Here is a 20,991-nt window from a genome sequence, read left to right on the forward strand (position 1 = left end):
ATGGCATTGAATTTGCTTTAAGAGAAGGAATTCCATCTGGTATACAACAAAGGATTCCTTTTTATGGCGCAAGCAACACCGTCTCTTTCAACCTTGGGCTGGACGCTTCAAGACTGGCAAAGCGCTTACCGTGAGGGAGCTAGCCCGAGTGCGTTGCTGCAAGCCTTGCAGGCTGCGCTGCAAGGCGATGATCCTGCATGGATCAGTATCGCTAGCGCTGAGCAGTTGGCTGAACAGTTGCTGCACTTGCAAACCTTGTTAGAGAGTGTGGCTGGGGACACCAGCAAGCTGCCTTTGTATGGCGTGCCGTTTGCAGCCAAGGACAATATTGACGCTGCAGGCTGGCGCACGACAGCCGCATGCCCTGAGTTCGCGTACGTCGCGTCAAGCGATGCATTTGTGGTCGCCAAGTTGCGCGCTGCTGGTGCGATCTTGATGGGAAAAACGAATCTTGACCAATTTGCCACCGGGCTGGTGGGGACCCGCTCGCCTTACGGCGCCGTGCCCAATACGTTTGACCCCGCTTATGTCAGTGGGGGATCCAGTTCCGGTTCTGCCAGCGTGGTGGCCCGTGGCTTGGTGCCATTCGCATTGGGTACTGATACGGCTGGCTCTGGCCGCGTGCCTGCTGCCTTCAACAATATTGTGGGCCTTAAGCCCACCAAGGGCTGGGCCAGCAACAGTGGTTTGGTGCCTGCTTGCCGCACGCTCGATTGCATTTCTGTTTTTGCGCTGACAGTGGCTGATGCGCAACGGGCCATTGGCTTGTATGCAGGGTATGACGCTGCCGATGGCTATAGCCGCCAACGCCCGGCTGGTGCGCCAACACATTTTCCGGTGAAACCCACTTTGGCGGTGCCTAAACAATTGGAATTTTTTGGAGATGCGCTGGCCCAGCAGCATTTCCATGCGACTATGGGTGACTTGAAGGCGCAAGGCGCCACCTTGGTCGAAATTGATTTCGCGCCTTTTGCGCAATTGGCTGAGTTGCTGTATTACGGCCCCTGGGTGGCTGAACGCTATGTGGCCATTGAATCCATGTTCGACCGTAACCCTGATGGCATTGACCCTACAGTGCGAAAAGTGGTCGAACAAGCGCTGAACTACAGTGCCCGCGACGCCTTCGAAGCGGAATACCGCCGTGCTGTCTTGGCGCGCCAAATCAACGATGTGCTGGCTCAGGTCGATGCGTTGGTTGTGCCCTCCACGCCCTCTATCTTCACGATGGAGCAATTGCGCCAAGAGCCGGTTAAACGCAATTCAGAGCTGGGCACGTACACCAATTTCACCAATTTGGCAGATTTGTCTGCCTTGGCTTTGCCGGCTGGTTTGCGCAGTGATGGATTGCCCGCAGGTGTGACACTGATTGCACCTGCCTGGCACGACATGGCCTTGGCTGATTTTGGCCGCCGCTGGCAAGCGGCACAAAGCCTGCCGCCGGGGGCGCCTGGTGTGGTCGATCGCTTGCCTGCACCAATACAGGAAAAGGCCAGCGATGAAATCGTGGTGGCTGTGGTGGGGGCGCATTTACGTGGCATGCCGCTGAACCACCAACTCACCAGCCGCCATGCCCGCTTTTTGGAAGAGACAGCGACTGCGGCGGGTGACTACCGTCTCTACGCTTTGCCCGGTACGGTGCCGCCGAAACCAGGGTTGAAGTATGCCCCTTCCGCGGGCGAAACGATTGTGCTGGAACTGTGGGCAATGACACCCCATGCGTTTGGTGAGTTCACCGCTGAGGTGCCCGCTCCACTGGGAATTGGCAATGTGGTGCTAGCCGATGGGCGCACCGTTAAAGGCTTTATTTGTGAGCCTGCAGCGCTGGAGACTGCCACCGACATCAGCCACCTTGGGGGGTGGCGCGCCTACATCGCCAGCCTCAAGGCCCAGTAAGCCATCAGCCGGTGCTGACCAACACTGACAGCCGCAGTGGGGCAGCGCTTGAAAAGTGCGTTGACATGTACCGGTTGAACGCGCCGCCAGTCACTCCAACGCCTCTTGCGGCTTGAGTTGCACGCTAGTGCGCTTGAGGTGCTCTCCTCCAACTTTATTCGACGATTCAAAGGCCTTAACGATGTTCCATACCGTATTGATTGCCAACCGAGGAGAGATTGCCGTTCGTGCGATCCGCACCTTGAAGAAACTCGGCATTAAAAGCGTGGCGATTTACTCGGATGCCGACCGCAATGCTGAACATGTACGCATGGCCGATGTGGCCATCGCCTTGGGTGGGGATAAACCCTCTGAGAGTTATTTGCGCATTGACAAGGTGCTGGCTGCATGCCAAGAGTCTGGGGCGCAGGCGGTGTTCCCCGGCTATGGTTTTTTGTCGGAAAGTACCGAATTTGGCAAGGTGTGTGAGGACCATGGCGTCGTGTTCATTGGCCCAACCTCGGTACAGATTGAAGAGTTTGGCCTCAAGCACCGTGCGCGCGAGCTGGCCGCTGCTGCAGGCGTGCCTATGACGCCTGGTACAGGCTTGCTGCAAAGCGTGGACGAAGCCCTTACGCAGGCGCAGCGCATTGGTTACCCGGTCATGCTCAAAACCACGGCTGGTGGCGGCGGCATTGGCCTGACACGCTGCAATAGTGCTGAAGAGTTGACCAAAGCCTACGAGAGCGTGCAGCGTTTGGGAGAGCAATTTTTCAGAGATGGTGGCGTGTTTCTTGAGCGCTTTGTGGACAACGCCCGCCATGTAGAAGTGCAGATTTTTGGGGATGGCAAAGGCCGCGTGGCGGCATTGGGAGAGCGCGATTGTTCGGTGCAGCGGCGCAACCAGAAGATCATTGAAGAAACCCCCGCGCCTTTGTTGCCGGCTGCTACCCGCAAAGCCTTGCTGGATGCGGCTGTGCGTTTGGGCGAGTCGATCCACTACCGCAGTGCGGGCACGGTGGAGTTTGTGTATGACGCCGCACGTGATGCGTTTTACTTTTTGGAAGTCAACACCCGTTTGCAGGTGGAGCACCCTGTGACCGAGGCGGTGACAGGGCTGGATCTGGTGGAGTGCATGCTCCAAGTGGCTGCAGGTGACCCACTGGACTGGGATGCATTGAGCCGCGAGCCAGAAGGTGCGGCGATTGAAGTGCGTGTGTATGCAGAAGACCCGCTGAAGAATTTCTTGCCCTCGCCCGGCACGCTGATGGATGTGCATTTTCCGGAGGATGTGCGGGTCGATGGCTGGGTAAGCACAGGCACCGAAGTCGCGTCGTTTTACGATCCGATGATTGCGAAAATTATCGTCAAAGGCATTGACCGGGCCGATGCGCTGGCCCGTTTGCAAAAAGCGTTGTCAGAAACGCGCATCCACGGTATTGCGACCAATCTGGAATACCTGCGCCAGATTGTGGCGCAACCACGTTTCTTGCAAGGAGATGTCAGTACCCAGTTTCTGAATACGTTCGTGTTTGCGCCACCCACGATTGAAGTGATGGCCGCAGGTACCGCCACTAGCGTGCAAGACTACCCGGGCCGCGAAGGGTATTGGGATATCGGGGTGCCACCATCGGGCCCAATGGACGATCTGGCGTTCCGTATCGCCAACCGTTTGGTAGGCAATGCACCGCAAGCGGCCGCATTGGAATGCACCTTGAGTGGCCCAACATTGAAGTTTCATGCCGATGCGATCGTGGCCATTACAGGGGCATTAACGCCCGCCACGCTGGATGGCGATCAGTTTCCTATGTGGAGCGCAGTGCCCGTTAAAGCAGGTCAAATCCTCAAATTGGGCAAAGTGACCACGGGGTGCCGTACCTACGTGGCTGTGCGTAATGGTTTGGATGTGCCGGTGTATCTGGGCAGTCGTTCGACTTTTGCGTTGGGGCAGTTTGGCGGCCATGCAGGGCGCAACGTGCGCAATGGCGATATGCTGGCGATTTCGCAACCTGCGTTGCCAGCCTGCACCACACCAGCCCCGGTTGCTGAACCGGCCAAGATCGACACCCAACTGGTACCAACCTACCCAAGTCATTGGAATATTGGTGTGATGTACGGGCCACATGGCGCGCCTGATTTTCTGCAGCCTGAAGCGATTGAGATGTTTTTTGGCACTGACTGGCAGGTGCATTACAACTCCAACCGTTTGGGGATTCGCCTGGTGGGGCCCAAGCCAACCTGGGCCCGCAGCGATGGTGGCGAGGCGGGTTTGCACCCCTCGAACGTGCACGATTGCGAATATGCGATTGGCAGCATCAACTTCTCTGGCGACACGCCCATCATTCTGGCCAAAGACGGCCCCAGCCTTGGCGGGTTTGTTTGTCCTGTCACCATTGTCAAGGCTGAATTGTGGAAAGTGGGGCAGCTCAAGCCGGGTGACACCATCCGTTTTCATGCCTTGAGCTACGAGCAAGCCTTGGCTTTGCAGCACCGTCAGGAAGAGGCTATTGCGAGCCTCAAAGCGCCCGCTGAGGGGATTGCCAGTTTGCCAGTGGCCGCATCCAAGGCCTTGGTCAGCACGATCGTGGCCCAAGTCCCCGCCAACGGCCACCAACCGCTGATCACATACCGCCAGGCGGGCGACAGCTATTTGTTGTTGGAGTATGGCGAGAACGAGCTCGATATCGCCTCGCGTTTGCACATCCATTTGCTGATGCAACATGTCAAAGCCCATCCGATTGCAGGTGTGGCCGAGCTCTCTCCCGGTGTGCGGTCGTTGCAAGTGCACTACGACAGTCTGGTGATCAGCCAGACAGAACTGGTGGAGAAATTGCTGGAGATTGAGCAGCAATTGCCCGATGTGAGTACCGTCAAAGTGCCTACACGCGTGGTGCATTTACCTGTGGCATGGGAAGACAGCAGCACGCTGGGTGCAGTACAGCGCTACCAGGAGACGGTGAAGCCGCAGGCGCCATGGTTGCCTAATAACGTCGACTTCATTCAGCGAATCAATGGACTGGATCATCGCGATGAGGTGCGGGACATTTTCTTCCAAACCAGCTATTTGGTGATGGGGTTGGGGGATGTTTATTTGGGCGCGCCTTGTGCGGTTCCGCTTGATCCTCGCCACCGTTTGCTCACCTCCAAATACAACCCGGCGCGCACTTACACGGCCGAAGGTGCAGTGGGCATTGGCGGGGTTTATATGTGTATTTACGGTATGGACTCGCCAGGCGGTTACCAACTGGTGGGCCGCACTGTGCCCATCTGGAACAAGTTCTTGAAGAACCCCGTGTTTCATCAGGGGCAACCGTGGTTGCTGCGCTTTTTTGACCAAGTGCGCTTCTATCCCGTTAGCGAGGCTGAGTTGAACCAGTTTCGGGACGATTTTCGCGAAGGGCGTGCCACCGTGTGCATTGAGCAGGAGGTGTTTGACTACGCTGCTTACCAGCAATTTCTGCAAGACAACGCCGACAGCATCAGTACGTTTAAAGACAAGCAGGCACAGGCGTTTAAGGCTGAGGTTGCACTCTGGAAAGACGAAGTGGTTGCTACGCAAGAGCCCGTGGCACCAGAGCTGCCCAGCATCGCTGTACAAGAGGGGCAATTGCTGGTGGAGGCCGATTTGTCAGGAAGTATTTGGAAGATTTTGGTGGAGCCAGGACAAAGCGTGGGCGAAGGGGAGACTTTGGTGATCGTGGAGGCCATGAAAATGGAGGTGCACATCACCGCGCCAGCGGCTGCCAAGGTCGATCGCATCGCTTGCCAAACAGGTCGAGCAGTCAACAGTGGCGATGCATTACTGGTTTTGACGCCGCACTGATTTTGTTTGTGTGCATGGTCTTGACGGCACAAAGACCATGCTGCCTGAGTTGGATGCGTCGTGGGCGCTTGTAAGCGCCTTGGGTGCAAATTCTCGTGAAGCGAGAGTGGCGTTGGCGACTCTTCTTTTTCTACTCTTTATTGGTTGTTCAGCATGTCTACCGGTCTCGCCAGCAATATGCATATAAAAACGCAAGCCCGTGCCGCAGTGCCGCCCAGCCTGGCTGATCAGGTGTACACGCACGTCAAAAACGAGCTATTTGATTTGGCTCTATTGCCTGGCGATGCATTTGCAGAGGCAGATATTGTGGCTGTCACCGGGGTCAGTCGCACACCTGTACGCCAAGCCTTGCAGCGCTTGGCACGTGAAGGATTTGTTCAGGTCACCAGTCGCAGTGGTTGGCGTGTTCGGCCTTTTGATTTTGAGCGCTTTGAGCAGTTGTACGATTTGCGTATTGTGTTGGAGTTGGCGGCCGTGGCGCGCTTGTGCAAACAGCCTGAGTTGGTGCAGTCACCTGCCATCGAAGCCTTGCTGCAAGCTTGGGGCGTAGCACCGCATCAGCGTTTGCCGGTTGGGCGTGATGCCGCGCTGTTGGATGAGGCATTTCACTGCACATTGGTGGAGGCGACCGGAAATATGGAAATGGCAGCAGTGCACCGCGATGTGACTGAAAAAATCAGCATCGTGCGGCGTTTGGATTTCACCAAGCAAGCCCGCATCGATAGCACATACGATGAGCATGGGGCGATTTTGCAGGCGATTTTGAAACGCCGAGAGGCAGAGGCTTGCAGCATGCTCAAAGCCCATATTGAGGTCAGTAAAGCGGAGGTGCGCAAAATCACCATCCATAACCTGCACACAACGCGGGCTAGCTATTCTTCGCGCAGCATATAGCGCAGGGCTTTGCTGCCACACTGTGCGCTACAGTGCAGTTTTATTCGTTTCAAAAGAGCGTCTATGCTTGACTTTCAAGCCATCCTGGCGGCTAAAGACAACCTGCAAGGGCAGGTGTTACGCACACCATTTGTTGAGTCGCGCACCTTGTCGCAGATCGTGGGAGCGCAACTGTTCTTGAAGTTTGAGAATCTGCAATTTACGGCATCGTTTAAAGAGCGGGGCGCTTGCAACAAGATGGTCATGCTGACTGCGCAAGAGCGCGCACGTGGCGTGATTGCCATGAGTGCGGGCAACCATGCGCAAGGGGTGGCCTACCACGCCCAGCGTTTAGGAATACGTGCTGTCATCGTGATGCCTACATTTGCCCCAAGTGTGAAAGTGGAGCGCACCCGAGGTTTTGGGGCACAAGTGGTTTTGCACGGTGATGACTTGGAGCAAGCCAGTGCCAGAGCATTTCAAATAGCGCAAGAGCAAGGGCTGACCTTTGTTCACCCCTATGACGACGAAGCAGTCGCTGCAGGGCAAGGGACGTTGGCTCTGGAAATGCTGGAGGAAGAACCAGACCTGGATGTGTTGATTACAGCAGTAGGTGGTGGAGGATTGTTGGCGGGCGTTGCCACGGCGGCACGGCATCTCAAGCCTGATTTGGAAATTGTGGGGGTGCAGGCCAGTCGGTTTCCGGCCATGGTCAACGCCATCCAAGGTACGCAGCACCCACAAGGGCTAAATACCATGGCTGAAGGCATTGCGGTGGCCGTGCCAGGGCAAATGACACGAGTTGTACTTTCGCAACTGGTGGATCGTTTGCTGTTGGTGGAGGAGTCCGATATCGAACAAGCGGTGCTGATGCTGCTTGAAATTGAGAAAACACTTGTGGAAGGCGCTGGTGCCGCGTCACTGGCGGCCGTTTTGCGACATCCTGAGCATTGGAGAGACAAAAAGATCGGACTAGTGTTGTCAGGCGGCAACATTGAGCCGTTGTTGTTGGCGTCCATCATTGAGCGAGGCATGGTCAAGACAGGACGTTTGGCGCGAATTCGTGTCGGTTCACGCGATGTGCCGGGTGCATTGGCAAAAATTGCAACGATTGTTGCTGGTAGTGGAGCTAATATTGAAGAGGTTATCCACCAGCGAGCATTCACTGCCCTGACGGCGCAAAACGTCGAAATCGAGTTGGTGCTACAAACCCGAGGCTTGGCGCATCTGGAGACGGTCATCAGTGATTTGAAAAAATCGCAAATGGAAGTTTCTGTAGAAAAATAGTGCGAAATTGTTTAAAGTCGGCTAAAATGTGGTCACTGGACAGTGTAGGAATGGTTTGCTGTGCCTACACGAATGGTTTTGTCGTAGGTTCTGCTTATGTAAGTACCATTGTGGAGACAGTACAGTGCGGAACTCTAAGTGAGTAACGGATTCCTAAAAGAATCGTTTGAAAATTTGCGAGAACTATCCAAGATCCCCTCTCACCCCCGCTCCCCAGCGGGGGTTTTTTTATGTCCAACGCATTGCTGGGCGGCATTCCCATACTAGAATGGGCGACTCAATACAGCAAGAATCATGCCGTTATGCGACAAAATTTTCCCACTCTTGCCCTTTGTGCTGCAGTATTCGCTTTGTGCTTGGGCAGTGCCCATGCGCTTGAGAGCGATCGTGACCAGCCGATGAATATTGAGGCCAATACGATGCGCCACGACGATGCCAAACAGGTCACGGTGTTTTCCGGGGCTGTGGTGGTGACCAAGGGCTCTATGGTGCTGCGTGGCGACACAGTTACCGTGGAACAGCGCGCCGATGGTAGCCAATTTGGCGTGGCACAGGCTGAAGATGGGCGGCGGGCCTTTTTCAGTCAGGAGCGCGACACAGCCAAGGGGGCTCCACAAGAAACGATGGAGGCGCAGGCCCAGCGCATTGAGTACGATACCAAGGCTGATCGTGTGCGATTGGTGGGACAAACCCAATTGCGCAGGCTGGTTGGTGGCAAGTTTAACGATGAAATTACAGGTGGCGAGATCATCTATTACAACGCCACAGGGATGTTTACGGTGGATGGCGCGGCAAGGCAGGCGCCAGAATCAGCCAAATCGTCAGGGCGTGTGCGCGCCGTGATTGGTGCCAATACCACTAGTGGCTCCAAAGGGGCGACTGCACAACCGTCAAGTTCTGCGCCTAGCGCTGCTGGTCGCAGTTCAATTGAGTTAAAGACCAGTCCTGATCTGGACCGGTAAGGGTGGGAGTTGCTATGGGATTGGGTGTAGCGACAAGGGTAGGCGCCAAGGCTGCAGGCTCGGCATTGGTCGAGACATCGAGCCTGCAGGCCAAGCACTTGCAAAAGTCGTATGGCGGGCGCAAAGTTGTCAAAGATGTATCACTGGACATCAATAAAGGCGAAGTGGTGGGGCTGCTTGGCCCGAACGGTGCAGGTAAAACCACATCGTTTTATATGATTGTGGGCTTGGTGCGCAGCGATGGCGGCGATATTTTTGTCGATGGACATTCCATTGCCGATATGCCGATTCATAAGCGCTCACGCTTGGGTTTGTCATACCTGCCGCAAGAGGCCTCGATCTTTCGCCGTTTGACCGTGCAGGACAATGTGCGCGCTGTGCTGGAATTGCAAGTGGGGGAAGACAATAAACCATTGCCTCGCACTGAAATTGATGCACGCCTAGAGCAACTGTTGACTGAATTACGCGTAGACCATTTGCGCCATTCGCCTGCTTTGGCCTTGTCGGGTGGCGAGCGACGCCGTGTTGAGATTGCCAGAGCGCTGGCTACACGTCCGCGGTTTATCTTGCTGGATGAGCCGTTTGCTGGCGTGGACCCGATTGCGGTGATGGAGATTCAACGCAGCATTGCTTTCTTGAAAGACAGGGGCATCGGTGTCTTGATTACCGACCATAACGTGCGAGAGACGCTGGGTATTTGCGACCGAGCGTTCATCATCAGTGAGGGTTCCGTTCTGGCCCAAGGTTCGGCCCAGGAGATCATTGACAACCCTGATGTGCGTCGTGTGTATCTGGGTGAAAACTTCCGAATGTAATGGCGGGTATCAAACTTGGAGTGTCGCTGCGCACTTCGCAAAATCTGGCTTTGACGCCCCAATTACAGCAGTCGATTCGACTGCTGCAGCTCTCTACGCTGGAGATGCAACAAGAGGTCGAACAGATGCTCGACGAGAACCCCTTTCTCGAAGTGCAGGAAGAGGGCGCCGAGGCCGAGGAGTTTGGCGTTGAGCGCGCTGATACCCCTATTTCAACGGGCGATCGGGTGCTTGAGCGCGATGAGCAAAGTCGTGTTGGCGAAGAGTCTGCAGATAACCCCGCAGCGGAGACTGCTGAATTTGAATCAGGGCCAACCGACTGGGACGGCGATGGTACTTCTGATCTGTCGCCCAATGATGGCGAGTGGGGCGGGGATGCCCCTGGGCGCGGTAGTGGCCAAGCCGATGACGACGTTGATGCCGCTGATATCAACAGTGCCCATATCTCTTTGACCGACTTTTTGCACACCCAAGCGGGGGAATTTTTTCTCTCTGCGGTGGAGCGTTCAGCGTTGGATTTCCTGATTGAATCTCTCAACGAAGATGGTTATTTGGAAGATGCGCTAGAAGATTTGGCCTTGCCCTTAGCGCGCAATATGGACGAGGTCGATGAGTTGCTCCATCATTTCCAAATGGCGCTGAATTTGTTGCATACGATGGAGCCTGCAGGTGTTGGCGCCCGCCATCTGGCTGAATGCCTGCAACTGCAACTGCGCGCGTTGCAGCGCTCAGAAGAGTATGACGGCGATATGGCTTTGTTGGATTTGGCAACGCAGGTATGCGCGCAGCCGTTGGAGCTGATTGCGCGACGTGATATCAAGCAACTTTGTATGGCAACGCAAGCCAGTGCAGACCAAATGCGCGAAGTGTTGTTGTTGATTGCGCGTTTGGAACCCAAACCGGGCCGGCGCTTTGCCGATGTGGATCGCAACATCATCGTGCCCGATGTGATCGTCAGGCCTGCCAAACGTACTACTGGAAATCGTGAGTTTCTTGTTCGGCTCAACCCCGATGTGATGCCGCGCTTGCGCGTACATGATGTATATGCCAATGCCATGCGCAAGAGCCATGGTGGTCCTGAACTGCAGCAACGCTTGCAAGAGGCGCGTTGGTTCATCAAGAATATCCAACAGCGTTTTGATACGATCTTGCGGGTATCCGAGGCCATTGTGGAGCGGCAGAAAGACTTTTTTATTCGTGGCGAAATGGCCATGCGACCGCTGGTGTTGCGCGAGATCGCTGACGAATTAGGTTTGCATGAATCCACCATCTCCCGCGTGACCACGGCCAAGTATATGGATACGCCACATGGCACGTTCGAGTTGAAATATTTTTTTGGGTCGGGCTTGGAAACCGATTCAGGCACTAGTACCTCCAGTACGGCGGTACGCGCTTTGATCAAACAATTGATTGCTGCTGAGAGCCCGCAAAAACCGTTGTCCGACAGCAAAATTTCTGATTTGTTGAAGGACCAAGGCATCGAGTGCGCCCGCCGGACAGTGGCCAAATACCGCGAAGCCATGCGCATCGCACCCGCTAATTTGAGAAAGAGTTTGTGAGTTTATCTTCGGTATCCCCCATGGCCTCGGGCAGTCAGACTGCTGGTTTGACCTTGTTTTTGCCATGCGCCGCTCAGACTGAGGAGTTCCTTGGCGATGAAGTGCGGCGTATTTTGACTGCACCTGATACTGCCATCCAGGTGCAGCGTGGTGGCATTCGTATTGCCTTGAAGCCAGATACGCTGATGAATGCGGTGATGCGTCTGAACCTGCATAGCCGAATGGCGCAACGTGTTTTGGTGGCGCTGGCGCAAGGCAGCTATCGCAGTGAGGACGATGTCTATGCGCTGGCCTCCAGCATTGCTTGGGAACAGTGGTTTAACGTAGCCAAGACCATCAAGGTGGATGTCACCGCGCACAAAAGCCCGCTTAAAAGTTTGAACTTCGTGGCCCTGCGTCTCAAAGATGCGGTGGCAGATCGCTTTCGATCCCTCAGCGGCAGTCGGCCCAGCGTTGATACGCACAGGCCTGATGTGCGTATTCACTTGCACTTGGATGCAGAGCATGCCTTCATTTCGCTCGATACCAGCGGAGAGCCTTTGTTCAAGCGGGGCTGGCGTGAGGACAAAGGCGATGCGCCATTGAAGGAAACGCTGGCTGCGAGCATGATTGCAGCCACAGGCTGGGACCCACTGGGATCGACACCCTTGCCCCTGTACGACCCTTGTTGCGGTAGCGGCACTATTGTGGTGGAGGCCGCTCAGATGGCGTGTGGCATTGCACCGGGCTTGCAGCGTCGTTTTGCTTTTGAAAAGCTGCTCGGGTTTGATCGCCAAGCCTGGCAAACGCTGTGCAATGAGGCGCGTGATGCGCAGCGAAAACCGTTGGCTCCTGTTTTTGGCAGCGACATTGCTCACCGCATGGTGGACTTTGCAAAACGCAATGCAGAACGTGCAGGTGTAGGCCATGCTGTGCAATTGCGCGGAGGCGATGCCTTGCAGCGTATGCCACCTTCTGACGTGCCCGGTGTCATGCTATTGAATCCGCCGTATGGCACACGTATTGCTGCAGCAGGCGAGGGTGGGCGCAATATGCAGGAGCGGCGCAACGTGGGGTTTTCTGCGCGCGACTTTGCAGATGGTGATGATGGTGGCGCTTTCTTTCAGAAGCTGTCCGCGCACTGGAAGAGCCATTACGCCGGCTGGACGGCTTGGCTGTTGACGCCTGATATGAAGCTGCCGGGCAAGCTGCGCTTGAAGGAGTCGCGCCGGGTTCCCATGTGGAACGGCCCGATCGATTGCCGCTTGTTTCGTTTTGACCTGACCGCACGCAAAGTCCAGTCGCCAGATGGCGAGGTTTGAGCGAGAAATTTGCAGGTCCGTGTTGCTGTTCAGCGCGATTTGGCGTGTGTGTGCATCCACTGTCGCCAGACCACTCGTACATCGTAAGCCAGTGGCGCAATGACCAGTAAAACCAGTATCAGCGCGAGCGCGACTGTAAACCCATAGCCAATGCGGTTGAAGGCCCATGCGCCGGTAAGACCGCCCGTGAAAAAACAAGTGAGCAATGCGCTTAAGGTTGCCAACCGGCGCTTGTTGACGGTAACAGCTTCGCGGTCATCTTGAAAACGGGCGCGATTCCAATACAGCATTTTTCCTAATTCAATGCCAAGGTCTGTGACGGTGCCGGTCACATGCGTGGTGCGGATTTGTGCGCCGCTGAGCTTGGTCACAACGGCATTTTGTAACCCCATGATGAAGCACAGTAGCACGGCGGTCATCGGCACCAGCATGGGCGAGAGCACTTGTTGCAGTTGGCTCCCAATGGCACCGAAAACCATCAACAGCGCCGCCTCCAGCAGTAAAGGCATGGCGTATTCACTCTCTAACCGATGGCGGCGTGCGTAGTTCACCATCACGGCGGTGCATGCGGCACCACACAGGAATGACAGCAGCCCACCCAAAGCGGCCAAGGCCAAGTCATACGCGCCCAGCACAATGGAGTCAGCCATGTGCGCCACGATGCCTGTCATGTGTGAGGTGTATTGCGCCACCGCTAAAAAACCACCTGCATTGGTGGCCCCGGCTACAAAAGTCAGCATGAGGCTCAGGTGTAAATTATTGCGAGCGGTACGTGTGCGGCCCGAGAGATACCGGGCGCGCCGCCAATAAGACCAGAATTTCACGGTGAATGCTGCGATGGATGTTGTGCGATGAAAGCTCGCATTGTGCGCCTGAGTTGGTCTTCGCACCAGTTGGGGTTTGTGCAGAGGCCATGCACATTCCTTTGTCTTTCGTGTGTGGTGCGCTGTAAGAGTACAGTCCCGCCGTAGTCTGGGAGGCTGTATTGTGCAGGTGCCATCAAGTCTGCGTTTGGGCTTGCGGATTTACAGTAAAAAGCCCAGCGTGTTAGGCCGGGCTTGTGAAGAAAGCGGGTGTTTGCTTATTCGTCTTTTTTATTCAGGTACTTGTCTACCCAGCGTTGGGCTAATTGGCCTGCTGCTTCACGCCCACCCAAACCAAAAGCAAGCGCAACGGCAACAGCCACAGCACCAAGCACAAGGCCAAAGCCTAAGTTGATGATGTCATCGGCAATGCCCATGGCGCGCAGGCCCATGGCCAGCACCAGTGCCATGATGGCGACACGTGCAATGCGCGCTGGCAAGCGGCCTGCACCAGCGTTGGCTTGGACAATCGCTTTGCCCACCACATCTGCAAGCCAATAACCGACCAGTAAGATGACGCTGCCCAGTAGAACATCGCTGCCAAAGTCGATGAAGACCATCAACAAGTCACGCAAGCCATCGAAACCGAGTTGATTGGCAGCTTCCATTGTTGCGAACAGCATCACAAAAAACCAAGCCAGTCGCCCAATGAGGGTTGCGGGACGCAGTGTGCAGCGCGGGTTGTTATCAGCCGGTGTATTGGCTTGCTGGCACTTCAAACCTAAGCGGGAGGGGAGCCTATCAAAGCCTAGATTGTCCAGTAAGCGAACAATCAAGTTGCACACAGCACGTCCGACGCACCAAGCGACGAGCACAATCAATGTTGCGGCGAAAATATTGGGCACTGCGTCCATGAATTGCGACAGCATGCCAACGGCAGGGTCGGAGATAGCAGAAATTTGCAATGCATCCAAGGCTGCAATGATGGTGGGAATGATGATGAAGGTGAATGTCAGCGTGCCAAGCAGGCGAGAGACGCGAATTTCAGCAGGTAGTCCTAAACTTTGACCAAAACGGTCTGCACCAGCAGCCCCAGAGAGATTTGTGACTAGGCCGCGTAACACCTTGGCCAGCAACCAGCCTGCAAACCCAATAACGGCTGCGGCAAAAATGTTCGGCAAGCTGCCTGTCAGCCGCTGGGTTAAATCGGTCAACGGTGCAGTCAGACCTTGAATTTGCAAGGCGGCCACAATCGCGGGCAGAAATAACAGCAAGATCAACCAGAACACCACGTCGCCTAAGACCGCCCCGATGGGTTTTACATCAGCCGATTCGGATAACTTCTCATCCAGTTGCGTTGATGCAGTCATTTTATTGATGCCCAATTTCAGCACCACAGCCAGTACCCATGCGGTGAGTGCCAAAATTCCTGCAAGGAAAATGCGTGGCAAGTACAGCATGACTTCAGACGCCAGGCTGGAGAAGGGTTGGTACAAGGCATCAAAACGCAGCGTGCTGAACATGGCCAGCAAGGTCAGCAGTACTACAAACCAGAACCCCGTGTTGGCGGCAATTTTGGTGAAGCTGACGGGAGTTTCTGCCTGCTGGTTCAGCCGCTCGTCCAGCCGCAACGCGGTTAGTCCCTTGCGTATGCCAGCCTTGACAAGCAAGGCAATGACCAATCCAACCAGCAAAATCGCGATTGCTCCTAACATCAACGGTAAGTAGCCACCGAGGCTAGCTTGAAGCTGTTCACTAAACGATGGATTCATGGGAACTCCTTTCAAGAGAGGGCACAAGAACAGGTATGGTTTGTGAGATTTGAGTCAGGCAGGAAAGACGCTGATTTGAGGTGCTTATGGAGGAGTTAAAGCCGGATGGGGAGCCGCTGCAGGCTTAGCATGTGATTGGTTTCTGCTTGGCCATGTGCTATGCCGCAGCTGAGGCATAACACATCGGTGCAGCAGATCAGGCAGTCATTCCAGAGGTGCAGGCAGTTATCTCTTAATCCAAACGAGGATCTTTGTCTTCACGTAGTTCGACGGGCAATGGGATCTTACGGTCACGTGGGGTGGTCAGCGCGGCAGGAACAGAAGGCTCTGGTTCTTCGGCTGACTCGGGCGGAGTTGCTGGCGCTTGACTGAGCATGCGCTCAATGGCTCGGTCAATGTCGGCAGGGGGCGTACCTTTGAGGTTGGAGCCAAATGCCAGCAACCATTCTTGGGCTTCAGGAATGTCGCCGGATTGGGCCAGTACGTCGGCCATCAGATCCAGCACGGCATCGAGCCGTGGGAAATTGCGCAAGTCCAGCAGTCGCGCATCCGTTTGTGGCAATTTTTCGTATAAAGCACGCAAGATTTGTACGTGCTCAAAGGCTTGCGCAAAGGCGTTTTGGTCGCGCAAGGCACAGGCGTAATACAAATGCATGGAGGCAACACTCAAACCTGGCGTGTCCAGACTTTCTTCGTGCGCTTTGATGGCTTTTTCAAACGCACTTGTGCCTTGTGCAATAGCACCGGCTAAGGTCGCAGAAGTCACTACGTTGAACCAGTCGCTCACACTGTGGGTACGCAAGGCCAAGCTTTCAAAAATAGGCCATGCTTGGGCATATTGTTGCTGGTGAAAGTGCACCAGCCCTAAAAAACGCTGGCCATTGATGGCGATATCATCAAAGTGGGAGCCAGCTAGCTGCAGGGCTAAGTGCTGCGCTGAGTCGTATTGCCCTTGACGAAGCGCTTCATTGGTTTGATCCAGCATTTGGCGTTGCTCCTCTTCAGACAAGAGCGGGGCTTGCTGCGATGCAGAAGGGTCTTTTTGCCAGAGCTTTTTGATGCGATCCCACATGGGTCAGTGGCCTTTTCTTTCGGAGACAGCGTCGATGGTGACAACAGAAGGAGTTATGGACTGCAGCGATGGTGTGTGCAAAGCAGGTCGCGGTATACGACGCTGTGCAATGTCAACCAACGTTGTAGCGCAAAGCGCCGGTTAACAGTCAATGCACGGCCTGCAAAGAAACCGTTAACAGGCTCTAATACTAATCGAATGTGACAAACTTGGTGCGATACGGACGTTTGGAGACGTTACCAAATGCCAATTTTTCACGTATTCATGCCATTTCGGTGCAGTTTGCGCTGACTTTTTGCACGCTATGCAGTATGTGGAGTGCTTATCGTAGCTGGTTCAGTGCCGCTAAGCGCTCAGGGGTGCCCACATCCGTCCATGGCCCTAGGTACAGGCTGGCGCTGACTTTCCCTTGGGCGGCAGCTTTGAACAGCAACGGCCCCAGTGGTGCGGCCACTCCGGTGGGATTACCCGGCACAAGCGCACACCACGGCAACTCAAACAGGCTGCGTTTAAGCAGGGCAATGGTGCTGTAGGTATAACTTGGCCCTTCGCTTGCGACTTTTGCTTGCGGGTTGCAGACGTCCAGCTTGTCCAGTGCTGGGTAAGCCCGGTTTCCATGAAGCGTGAAATCGCCTTGAGGATTGTGGGCTGGGTTGGGGACCAGCCACACATGTGCAAGAGCATCTGATGCTTGTAAGGCAGAGCGCTGTGCGTCGTCGAACACAAATGCTGGTGTAAACACATCTCCTGCAACCAGCCAAAATACTTCCTCCAATTGGGGGAGTGCACGGCTAATGCCGCCTGCTGTTTCAATGCCAGAGCCAAAATCCAAGTCTTCGCGAGAATACACCAAGTTCAATGCCGTGCTGCTGTCGTGTTCCGATGCTTGGTAGCGCTGCCCTAAATGAGCTGGTATTTGCGGCCCCAGCCATCCCGTATTGATCACTACTTGCGATAGGCCTGCGTGGGCTAGTGCCTGCAAGTGCCATTCCAGTAGTGCTTTTCCCTGCACTTGAAGCAGTGGTTTTGGGGTGTGGTCGGTCAGCGGGCGCATACGTTGGCCGCGGCCTGCAGCCAACACCATGGCTTGCGCCGCAACAGCGGAGGTGGTTGTCATGGCCAGCCCTTTCGTTTCAGTCTTGGCGGTGGTGGTCTTGGCAAATGGCATCTAAGTCGCGTGCAATGGTGTCACCGTGCGCGCGCAGATTACGGCGATGCCACAACATGATCAGCAACGTAATGCCGCAAACGATGATGCCAAACCATGTCATCGCAGCCTTAGCGCCCAGCCCCATTTTGGTGGAATAGGCATACAGCAGGCCAAGCGCCAAGATGCAAGCTTGTTCATTGAAGTTCTGCACAGCGATGGAACGACCTGCTCCCATCAGCGTGTGGCCGCGGTGTTGCAGCAGTGCATTCATGGGGACGACCAAGTAACCGCCAAGCACACCAACAAAGACAAAAATAGGCACCGCCCAGAACAAACTATTGACCCAATGCATCAAGACGACCACGGCGCCCATGAGCGCACCCACTGCCAGTACGCTGGTGGCACGTTCGAGTTTGACCATGAAGGTTGCAGCCACTGCGCCAATGGCTGTGCCAATCGCTACCACACCCAGCAGCGAAGACGATTGGGTGGTGTTCAGCCCCAACACCACGGCACTCCATGCAAGCACGATATAGCGCAGATTGCCCGAAGCGCCCCAGAACAAGGTGGTCGTAGACAGGGCAATTTGCCCTAATTTGTCGCGCCAAAGGCAGCTGTTGGCCGAGATGAAATCGTGCAGCAGGGCTTTGGTGCAACCGATTGCCCCCAAGTTGGTGCCTTTCCACATGGGGCGCAGGGGTACGGCCGTTCGCGGAATGAACATATTGATGGTAGCGGCTAAGGCATAGAGCAGAACAATCAACCCCAAGGCCGCTTGCACTGGTGTATGGAAAGCGCTGTCCAAACCTGGGATGGAAAGCGCTTGAAGCCCTTCGAAGAAGGCATCGCTGACCAGCAACCCGCCGACAACAACACCCAAAATAATCGATGAGATCGTCAAACCTTCAATCCAACCATTGGCCTTGACTAGAAGAGATGGCGGTAGGAGTTCAGTGAGAATGCCGTATTTGGCAGGAGAGTAAGCGGCCGCACCCAAGCCGACAATGGCATAAGAGAGCAGGGGGTGTGAGCCATAGATCATCATGACGCAGCCAATGACCTTGATGGCGTTGCTGAGAAACATGACGCGCCCTTTCGGGTAGGCATCTGCGAAAGCGCCTACAAACGGGGCCAGCAATACATAAAACAACGCGAACATTGGCACCAAGCCTGCGCTTTGCCATTCAGGCGCGCCGCTGCGCCGCAGCAACTCCACGGCCACCACAAAAAGAGCGTTGTCCGCCAGTGAGCTGAAAAACTGGGCAGACATAATGGTGGAAAAACCGGGTTTCATGAGGCGCGGGAACTGGTGTTCTTGGTCAAAACGCGTCGTTATATCACGAGCCTGTTACGGAGTGAGACAATAGCCCATCCAATTGATTCAGACTGATTGCCATGCCTCGTCCTATTCATGCCGTGATCCATACCCAGGCACTTCGCCACAACATGGACATCATGCGTACCCGAGCGGCGGATGCCAAATTGTGGGCCGTCGTCAAAGCCAATGCCTACGGGCACGGTATTGAACGTGTTTTTGATGCGTTTCGCGCGGCAGATGGTTTCGCCTTACTGGATCTGCAAGAAGCCGAGCGTGTACGCGCATTGGGTTGGCGCGGTCCTATCGTGCTGCTGGAGGGCGTCTTTGAATTGCGTGATTTAGAGCTGTGTTCGCGCTTAGGCATTTGGCATGCGGTGCATTGCGATGCACAAATTGATATGCTGGCGGCACACAAAACCCATGTGCCGCACCGGGTGTTTCTCAAACTCAACGGCGGTATGAACCGGCTGGGATTCAAACCTCAAAGTTATCGCGCAGCATGGTCGCGGCTGAATGCCTTGCCACAGGTCGAAGAAATTTCGTTGATGATGCATTTCAGCGATGCAGACGGCGCACCAGGCATTGCCCAACAACTTGCGGTGTTTGAAGCCGCTACAGAAGGTTTGCCGGGTGAGCGCAGCATTTGCAACAGTGCTGCGACATTGCGGTTTGCCGCAAGCGATGCGCAGGCACGGCAAGACTGGGTGCGCGCTGGCATCGCGCTGTATGGCAGTTCACCCAATTACCCCAGTGCAACGGTGCAGGACTGGAATTTGTTGCCAACAATGAGTTTGCGCAGCGCGATCATTGGCGTGCAACACTTGCAGCCGGGCGATACCGTTGGGTATGGTTCACGGTTTGTGGCTGATTCACCTATGACTATTGGCGTTGTGGCGTGCGGCTATGCCGATGGTTATCCCCGGATTTGTGATACTGGCACACCAGTGTTGGTCGACGGTGTACGCACACGCACCATTGGCCGCGTGAGTATGGATATGCTGGCTGTGGACTTGACGGCGGCCAAAGCGCAGGGTAAACCTGCCGATTTTGGTAGCGAAGTTACCTTGTGGGGGCAGGCATCGGCTAGCCATGGCTTCACTGTGTTGCCTATTGATGAGGTGGCCGCCCATGCGCAAACCCTCGGGTACGAACTGATGTGTGCTGTGGCCCCGCGTGTGACCATGCAGACGCAAGACTAGCCTCGCGAGGCGCATCGTGCGATGCGCCCTCTTGCCAACCCATTGAGACACCTTCATGCTCGGATACATCCTCAAACGCCTGCTGTTGATGGTTCCCACTCTGTTGGGTGTGTTGCTCATCACGTTTGTGATTGTGCAGTTTGTTCCTGGCGGGCCCGTCGAGCAATACTTGGCAGAAGCGCGCGCAGGTGCCGGCATTGAGGGCGGCGGGCTCAGCTACCGAGGCAACGAAGGCATTGATGCTAAGCGCCTTGAAGAAATCAAGGCCTTGTATGGTTTCGATAAGCCTGCACACGAACGTTTTTTTCAAATGTTGGGTCAATTCGCGCGCTTTGATTTAGGGCGCAGCTTCATGTACAACAAAGACGTGTGGCAACTGATCAAAGAGAAACTCCCGGTTTCTATCAGCTTAGGGTTGTGGACGTTCTTGATCAGTTATTTGATTGCCGTCCCGCTTGGCGTGGCCAAAGCCGTTCGAGCAGGCAGCCGATTTGATTTTGCGACTACGCTGCTGGTGCTGATTGGTTATGCCGTGCCCGGCTTTGTGCTGGGGGTGGTGCTCTTAGTGGTTTTTGGCGGGCAGTTGGAATGGTTCCCGCTGCGCGGACTGACTTCTTCCGGTTGGGAGGACATGAGCATTGCCCAGCGTGTGTGGGATTATTTGTGGCACATCACATTGCCCGTCGTGTCCATGGTGGCAGGTAGTTTTGCCGTGACCACTTTGCTGACCAAAAATGCCGTATTGGAAGAAATTCGTAAGCAATACGTGTTGACTGCCAGAGCCAAAGGCCTAGGCGAGCGTCAGGTGCTGTGGCGCCATGTGTTTCGCAACGCCTTGATTCCGATTGTGACGGGATTTCCTGCTGCATTCATTGGCGCTTTTTTTGCCGGTTCGTTGCTGATTGAAACGCTCTTTACGCTGGATGGTTTAGGGCTGTTGGGCTATGAAAGCATTATTCGGCGCGACTACCCAGTGGTGCTTGGTACGCTGTATCTATTTACTTTGATTGGCTTGGTGGCCAAACTAATAAGCGACCTGTGCTACGTGTGGGTTGACCCGCGTGTGAAGTTTGATTGATGCTTCATGACTCCAAAAACGGTGCCTATTGGCGCCGTTGTCACCCCTTTTGGGTACAGGAAGCTAAGCTTTTGCAGACCTTCCCTAGTGCGCCGCGTATGCTTTGC

General features: G+C 55.1%; 16 protein-coding genes. 10 read left to right on the plus strand and 6 right to left on the minus strand.

Annotated features, from left to right (window positions below; translation table 11 throughout):
* Positions 1-63: 63 nt before the first annotated feature.
* The 8 genes from atzF to E9531_RS03390 all read left to right on the plus strand — a co-directional run bounded on the left by atzF (position 64) and on the right by E9531_RS03390 (position 12,492).
* Positions 64-1,893: an allophanate hydrolase gene (atzF, locus tag E9531_RS03355; RefSeq protein ID WP_136572338.1), complete on the plus strand. Its 1,830-nt coding sequence runs from the start codon at positions 64-66 to the stop codon at positions 1,891-1,893.
* 181 nt (positions 1,894-2,074) lie between these two features.
* Positions 2,075-5,695, plus strand: a complete 3,621-nt coding sequence (uca, locus tag E9531_RS03360) for an urea carboxylase (RefSeq protein WP_136572339.1) — start codon at positions 2,075-2,077, stop codon at positions 5,693-5,695.
* Positions 5,696-5,848: 153 nt separating this feature from the next.
* Positions 5,849-6,589, plus strand: a complete 741-nt coding sequence (locus tag E9531_RS03365; RefSeq protein ID WP_211343359.1) for a GntR family transcriptional regulator — start codon at positions 5,849-5,851, stop codon at positions 6,587-6,589.
* 63 nt (positions 6,590-6,652) lie between these two features.
* The gene (locus E9531_RS03370) at positions 6,653-7,855 is read left to right on the plus strand and encodes a threonine ammonia-lyase (RefSeq protein ID WP_136572340.1); all 1,203 of its coding nucleotides are present in this window, start codon (positions 6,653-6,655) and stop codon (positions 7,853-7,855) included.
* Between the two features lie 302 nt (positions 7,856-8,157).
* On the plus strand, positions 8,158-8,817 hold the full coding sequence (gene lptA / locus E9531_RS03375; RefSeq protein ID WP_136572341.1) for a lipopolysaccharide transport periplasmic protein LptA: 660 nt from the start codon (positions 8,158-8,160) through the stop codon (positions 8,815-8,817).
* A 14-nt stretch (positions 8,818-8,831) separates the two neighbouring features.
* Positions 8,832-9,632 (plus strand): LPS export ABC transporter ATP-binding protein, encoded by an 801-nt coding sequence (gene lptB, locus E9531_RS03380; RefSeq protein ID WP_136572342.1) that lies wholly within the window; start codon positions 8,832-8,834, stop codon positions 9,630-9,632.
* 8 nt (positions 9,633-9,640) lie between these two features.
* Positions 9,641-11,191, plus strand: a complete 1,551-nt coding sequence (rpoN, locus tag E9531_RS03385; protein ID WP_136572516.1) for an RNA polymerase factor sigma-54 — start codon at positions 9,641-9,643, stop codon at positions 11,189-11,191.
* A 20-nt stretch (positions 11,192-11,211) separates the two neighbouring features.
* Positions 11,212-12,492 carry a THUMP domain-containing class I SAM-dependent RNA methyltransferase gene (locus E9531_RS03390; protein ID WP_136572517.1) on the plus strand — a complete coding sequence of 427 codons (1,281 nt, stop codon included), beginning with the start codon at positions 11,212-11,214 and terminating at the stop codon, positions 12,490-12,492.
* Positions 12,493-12,521: 29 nt separating this feature from the next.
* Here E9531_RS03390 and E9531_RS03395 read toward each other — a convergent pair whose 3' ends face one another.
* From E9531_RS03395 to lplT, 6 genes are all read right to left on the minus strand, one after another.
* Positions 12,522-13,232, minus strand: a complete 711-nt coding sequence (locus tag E9531_RS03395; protein ID WP_136572343.1) for a YoaK family protein — start codon at positions 13,230-13,232, stop codon at positions 12,522-12,524.
* A 16-nt stretch (positions 13,233-13,248) separates the two neighbouring features.
* The gene (locus tag E9531_RS17440; protein WP_158291710.1) at positions 13,249-13,407 is read right to left on the minus strand and encodes a hypothetical protein; all 159 of its coding nucleotides are present in this window, start codon (positions 13,405-13,407) and stop codon (positions 13,249-13,251) included.
* 166 nt (positions 13,408-13,573) lie between these two features.
* Positions 13,574-15,067, minus strand: coding sequence for a mechanosensitive ion channel (locus E9531_RS03400; protein WP_136572344.1), 1,494 nt, complete (start codon positions 15,065-15,067; stop codon positions 13,574-13,576).
* Positions 15,068-15,299: 232 nt separating this feature from the next.
* Positions 15,300-16,139, minus strand: a complete 840-nt coding sequence (locus tag E9531_RS03405; protein WP_136572345.1) for a tetratricopeptide repeat protein — start codon at positions 16,137-16,139, stop codon at positions 15,300-15,302.
* A 322-nt stretch (positions 16,140-16,461) separates the two neighbouring features.
* Entirely contained in the window at positions 16,462-17,256 is a 795-nt protein-coding gene (locus E9531_RS03410; RefSeq protein WP_244609961.1) for a nucleotidyltransferase family protein, read from the minus strand.
* 16 nt (positions 17,257-17,272) lie between these two features.
* Positions 17,273-18,583, minus strand: a complete 1,311-nt coding sequence (gene lplT, locus E9531_RS03415; protein WP_136572346.1) for a lysophospholipid transporter LplT — start codon at positions 18,581-18,583, stop codon at positions 17,273-17,275.
* A 101-nt stretch (positions 18,584-18,684) separates the two neighbouring features.
* Between lplT and alr the strand changes: the two genes are divergently transcribed.
* Together alr and E9531_RS03425 are read left to right on the plus strand one after the other, a co-directional pair.
* A complete protein-coding gene (gene alr / locus E9531_RS03420) occupies positions 18,685-19,806 on the plus strand; it encodes an alanine racemase (RefSeq protein ID WP_136572347.1) in 1,122 nt (373 codons plus the stop codon).
* 55 nt (positions 19,807-19,861) lie between these two features.
* Positions 19,862-20,884, plus strand: a complete 1,023-nt coding sequence (locus E9531_RS03425; RefSeq protein WP_136572348.1) for an ABC transporter permease subunit — start codon at positions 19,862-19,864, stop codon at positions 20,882-20,884.
* The last annotated feature ends 107 nt before the right edge of the window (positions 20,885-20,991 follow it).

The sequence above is a fragment of the Lampropedia puyangensis genome (genome assembly GCF_004833285.1).
GTDB lineage: Bacteria > Pseudomonadota > Gammaproteobacteria > Burkholderiales > Burkholderiaceae_C > Lampropedia > Lampropedia puyangensis.

What these genes read in the sequence shown, in the direction of transcription:
- E9531_RS03405 (WP_136572345.1), bottom strand. Translation starts at nt 16,139, where the DNA reads ATGTGGGATCGCATCAAAAAGCTCTGGCAAAAAGACCCTTCTGCATCG.
- lplT (WP_136572346.1), bottom strand. Translation starts at nt 18,583, where the DNA reads ATGAAACCCGGTTTTTCCACCATTATGTCTGCCCAGTTTTTCAGCTCA.
- lptB (WP_136572342.1), top strand. Translation starts at nt 8,832, where the DNA reads ATGGGATTGGGTGTAGCGACAAGGGTAGGCGCCAAGGCTGCAGGCTCG.
- atzF (WP_136572338.1), top strand. Translation starts at nt 64, where the DNA reads ATGGCGCAAGCAACACCGTCTCTTTCAACCTTGGGCTGGACGCTTCAA.
- E9531_RS03365 (WP_211343359.1), top strand. Translation starts at nt 5,849, where the DNA reads ATGTCTACCGGTCTCGCCAGCAATATGCATATAAAAACGCAAGCCCGT.
- E9531_RS03395 (WP_136572343.1), bottom strand. Translation starts at nt 13,232, where the DNA reads ATGCTGACTTTTGTAGCCGGGGCCACCAATGCAGGTGGTTTTTTAGCG.
- lptA (WP_136572341.1), top strand. Translation starts at nt 8,158, where the DNA reads ATGCGACAAAATTTTCCCACTCTTGCCCTTTGTGCTGCAGTATTCGCT.
- E9531_RS03400 (WP_136572344.1), bottom strand. Translation starts at nt 15,067, where the DNA reads ATGAATCCATCGTTTAGTGAACAGCTTCAAGCTAGCCTCGGTGGCTAC.
- uca (WP_136572339.1), top strand. Translation starts at nt 2,075, where the DNA reads ATGTTCCATACCGTATTGATTGCCAACCGAGGAGAGATTGCCGTTCGT.
- E9531_RS03390 (WP_136572517.1), top strand. Translation starts at nt 11,212, where the DNA reads ATGGCCTCGGGCAGTCAGACTGCTGGTTTGACCTTGTTTTTGCCATGC.
- alr (WP_136572347.1), top strand. Translation starts at nt 18,685, where the DNA reads ATGCCTCGTCCTATTCATGCCGTGATCCATACCCAGGCACTTCGCCAC.
- E9531_RS03370 (WP_136572340.1), top strand. Translation starts at nt 6,653, where the DNA reads ATGCTTGACTTTCAAGCCATCCTGGCGGCTAAAGACAACCTGCAAGGG.
- E9531_RS03410 (WP_244609961.1), bottom strand. Translation starts at nt 17,256, where the DNA reads ATGACAACCACCTCCGCTGTTGCGGCGCAAGCCATGGTGTTGGCTGCA.
- E9531_RS03425 (WP_136572348.1), top strand. Translation starts at nt 19,862, where the DNA reads ATGCTCGGATACATCCTCAAACGCCTGCTGTTGATGGTTCCCACTCTG.
- E9531_RS17440 (WP_158291710.1), bottom strand. Translation starts at nt 13,407, where the DNA reads ATGGCCTCTGCACAAACCCCAACTGGTGCGAAGACCAACTCAGGCGCA.